The organism is Bacteriovorax sp. DB6_IX, assembly GCF_000447775.1.
Taxonomy (GTDB): Bacteria; Bdellovibrionota; Bacteriovoracia; order Bacteriovoracales; family Bacteriovoracaceae; genus Halobacteriovorax_A.
The window spans coordinates 1-4,261 of sequence record NZ_AUNJ01000488.1; the positions used below are offsets into that span (position 1 = coordinate 1).

Here is a 4,261-nt window from a genome sequence, read left to right on the forward strand (position 1 = left end):
TGATTTCTCTTTCACTCCAATTTCTCTTCTCAAAGAGTTTATAATCAATTTCATATTGAAACTTTATACACCCACTTTCAGAAGTTGTATTTTGAAGTAGAGTGATTTTGTCTTTTTTCTCAGATTGTGTCACTGTGACTTCTTGATTTGCTACCGGCTCGCTTCCAAATTGTGAAAGTGAGTTAAAAAAGCATGTGCTTAGAGTAAGAAGCTTTCTCTTATTCTGCGAGAACTCATCACCGATATCTTCAGCACTTACCAGTTGAATTTCTTTGGCCTTGATAATATTTGTATTAAGGCCTAAATCTTTATTTGTGAGATCCATTTCTGTAATGGCCTGTGCTTCAATCTTATCTTCGACTTCTGTGATGGCCTCTTTCTGAGTGAAATAGATATCATTACTCTTAATCATTCCTACAAATGACTTTAACTCTGGTTGGTTGAGTGATTTAACCTCAATCTCCATTCTATAGTTACTTTCAGAGTCTGAGAGTACGGCGGGAATTTCAAAGGCAAGATCACTTCTTACTCTTTCTGAATGAATTGATCCCTTGCTCTTTGTTTGTGTGAGGATGCGCGTCTCTCCTTGAATATCTCCAAGAATCTTGGCCGTGATCTCATATTCTCCATATGACTTAAGAGGTATTTTAACTTTTTCTCCATCTATCATCGCTCTTTCTAGCACTGGAGACATTGTAAGATTAAAAAGAAGATTAGAGTTATTCTTCACTCTATTGAGTTGAATATTTTCGACTCTAAAGTTAGAGGCCACACAGTTTTTCGCTGTCATTTTCTCTGGTCTAGAGTATCTTCCATCCATAAATGCCTTGGCCGTTTTATTTGTCGGATTAAAGAAGACAGGGATATTGATTAGGCCTGAATAATTACCAATACCTTCAATTTTAAAATTTTCTTCTATATAGGATTCACAGCTTAACATTGAGAATGAGATATCTCCATGCCATGTGAAACATCCATCATAGTCTGTTCTAATTTCTTGTGATTTACCATTTAGATCGTAACGAAATTCTTGGTCAATAATTGGTTTGCCAACAGCTGGGTCCTTGAGGCAGACCTTCATATAGTAGTTGGCCATATCCTTAATTTCAGTTAGTCCTTCTGTTGATTGGGATTTTGTAGTTTTAAGTTCAATCATTTGAACTTCACTCACGATGAAGTTCGCTGGTTTATCATCTTTTTCGCTTTGTCCGCCACATGAGATGATAAGAGCTGTAAGTAGAATGTAATGAAGTGACTTCATTTTGAACATTAATTTCCCCTTTGGGATATATGTTGCAAAATAAATGCCAGTTTCCAATTGAATTTCTGGTAATTTAGGGATTTTGGAGCGTCTAATGATTAAACGCTCCGGTCATATTTAGTCAAAATATTAGTCAGTTATATCGACACTCTCAAGAAGTTCTTCCAGATTTCCACGCTTAGATTTTCCAAATTCTCCATTTTCACCTTTAACGTAAACAACCACATCAAGTTCCTGTTCTTGACTCTGGTACCTCTTAAAAAATGTCTCTAAGACATCAAAGGCATACATAACAGGCTTATTCATGACATAATTCATCTCCCATGTCAGACCATTCTTTTTTATTCTTGGATCTGGCGAATAGGAATAGCTCACAAGCTCTGTACAAACAAATCTCTCGTTGGTTTGTCCATTGAAATTATAGTCATAAGGCTTTCCTAAGTTGTCAAAAGCCGTGGCAATGGCCAATGCCTTATCACGCTTAGTTAATTTCTTCGGTCTTAGGAGAACCAAATTATCCCAGCCCATACTCTTTTTCATTGTGTAGAGGATGACTCCAGGTTTTAAAGATTCAATTGTTGCAATTGGATCCTTGTCCTTGTCTGATTTAATATATTTTCCCATTTGTTCTGGATGTTTTGCCATAAGATATGAAGCAAAACTTGAGCACTGTAGATTCTCTTTTTCACAACGCTTTTTAAATTCTTCCTGGGTCGCACGGTCTGAATTAAAGTAGCTTGCAAATTTAGAGTACTTACCAAGATAGATCAAACTATGTGTCCAATTTCCTTTGAATACAATATTACTAAGCTTGTTGTAGCGCTGGATAAGTCCAATATCACCTGGTTCTAGTTCTTTATCAATCGTCTTGAGCGTGTCAAGGCTGATCTTGTGCTTACCTGGTAGGGCCACATAACTTGCTGCCTTTAAAAGAAATACCTTAAGATGGTAAAGAGGAGAGTAGGCCCCCACTTTCCAATCAATTTCTTTGATCTGCTCTTGCAGATCGTCGACTTCTTCCATATAGCTATGAGTATTAGTCAGAAGGACTCTCATTTGCTCATCGGTTAAGGGATTATGCTTTTTTTCAAACTTAATAAGATCATTTTGATGCTTATAGAGATCTGAGAGGTGAAAGAATGCATTATTGTTTAAGCTCTCTTCTCTGTCATTTCTATCTCTATTATTATTTCTGTTGAGAACGTCCCATGATTGTTTAAGAGTTTTTCTTATAAGTTTTCTAAACTCTTTTGAGCTATGTCCAAGATCACTATGATCTTCTGCTAAGACTGATACATATGGATTCTTACCAATAAACGAGAAATTAAAGAACTTTGCTAGGTGCTTATATTTAATAGTCTTGGCAAGGAGTCTTGTATAATTTCGATGAGCGTTCTTCTTACTCGTCACTCCATGTGACTTATCTGGCCTATACTTATCGATGGCCTGAATTTGCTCTAGGTGCTCTCTTACTGATGAGATAATGAGATCCCTTTGATGGGGAAGGAAGTAGTGCTTATGCTCTGTATGACCTTTTAGGATAAAGTCTTTGACTTGTTGAGTATGCTCACTAAAGCTCTTTTCAAGTTTCTGATCCAGTAGAATGAGCTCTTGGGCCTTGTTGGCATAGGTCGCGCTCGATATAGTGATAAATAGGCATAGTAGTGTCTTCTTCATAGGAAGCATTCTAAATTATTTATCAATAAAAAGTGATTGTTTGAAAGAAGTACATAGGCCGTCAAAAAGATAAACGGCCTATTTTCTATGGTTTTAATCGAGATAGTAGTTGAGGCCAATTCCAATATGACTAAGTTTACTTTCGGCATCATAGTCTTCATCAAGATGTGAATTTTCAAATTCTTCGGATTTTGTCCAACTCACACTACTATAGGCCAAGAAAATAAATGGTTTAAGATTCTTCTTCCAATGTAGCATCGTTCCGAGATAGAGCCATTTCCCATAGATATCTTTTGAACTGTAGTTTAGTGGGACATAGTACTTAAACTTAGTGTAGATATTGTAGAGTGGTTTTCCATTTTCAAAATGAATATAAGTTAATTTGAATTCTGGCTTTAGGCTTAGGAGTGTCTCTGTTAGGTTATTGTGTGTTTTTAGATTGATTTCACCAATCCAATTTGTTCCTGGTAGAAAGTATAGGCCTCTTTTAAATTTTAAAAAGAGTGAGGCCCCAAATTCAGTTCCTTCATCCTTCCACTTCCATGAGCCATTTTCCTTTATCCAGTCATTATCATGACGGATTCCAGAGTAGATATCAGCTTCAATACCATATTGAATATGCTTACTGACCTTTCTTCTATATGAGAGTTCTGCACCAAAGACATTGCGATCGTTGTCCTTTCGATAAAGTGTTTGTCCCATTAGGGTATGCTTGTGATCGAGTTTTTTAAAAACTCTAAAGATACCATAAGGATTGAAGTTCTTCTTTTCTGAGCTTGGAGCATGCTCGGCCAATGTGCTCGATGCTATAAGTAGGGCAAAAATTATTCTCTTAATCATATTCTGTATCCAGTAGGTCTTTGTAGGCATTAGAGATATCAACTTTATTAGTGATATCTTTTTCAATATCTAGCTCCCAATTGAGCCCTTGAGTCCAGGGTAGGGGACGAGGTGATTCAATTTTTTCACGTGTTGCGATCTTGATCCCTTCACCAGTCTTTACTAAAACTGACTTTCCGTGCTTGCTCTTCATTGCGAGAACACGTCCTTCCTTAACACACATCCATGTGTCATAGGACTTAGCTTTGTCTAGTGCTGCAACAAAGAAAGTTGTCCCTCTTACGGCCATGGCCGCGGTACGAGTTTTGACTTTAAATTTTTCTAAATCTTCTGACTTTTTCTGAGTTTGTTTCTTTCTTAAAACATTAAAAAATGCCGATCCTATACTGAGCTCTACTTCAGTCGGTTGTAATTTGCTAACGATCTGAGAAACTTTGATCTTAGATTTTGAGTCTAGTTTGATTGTACTCTTATCATTTAGCT

The 4,261-nt window shown here is 36.7% G+C and carries 4 protein-coding genes; all 4 read right to left on the reverse strand.

Translation table 11 applies throughout. The annotated features are described in order from the left end of the window. Window positions 1-1,270, reverse strand: a 1,270-nt coding sequence (locus M901_RS15280; RefSeq protein ID WP_021279114.1) for a hypothetical protein, incomplete at its 3' end; no start/stop codon positions are given. Window positions 1,271-1,390: 120 nt separating this feature from the next. Then, on the reverse strand, window positions 1,391-2,938 hold the full coding sequence (locus M901_RS15285) for a YiiX/YebB-like N1pC/P60 family cysteine hydrolase (RefSeq protein ID WP_034722607.1): 1,548 nt from the start codon (window positions 2,936-2,938) through the stop codon (window positions 1,391-1,393). 93 nt (window positions 2,939-3,031) lie between these two features. Continuing rightward, complete coding sequence (locus M901_RS15290) at window positions 3,032-3,778, reverse strand: hypothetical protein (RefSeq protein WP_034722609.1); 747 nt, start codon at window positions 3,776-3,778, stop codon at window positions 3,032-3,034. Continuing rightward, a partial coding sequence (locus M901_RS15295; RefSeq protein ID WP_021279117.1) for a FecR family protein occupies window positions 3,771-4,261 on the reverse strand: 491 nt, incomplete at its 5' end. The genes M901_RS15295 and M901_RS15290, both read right to left, overlap by 8 nt.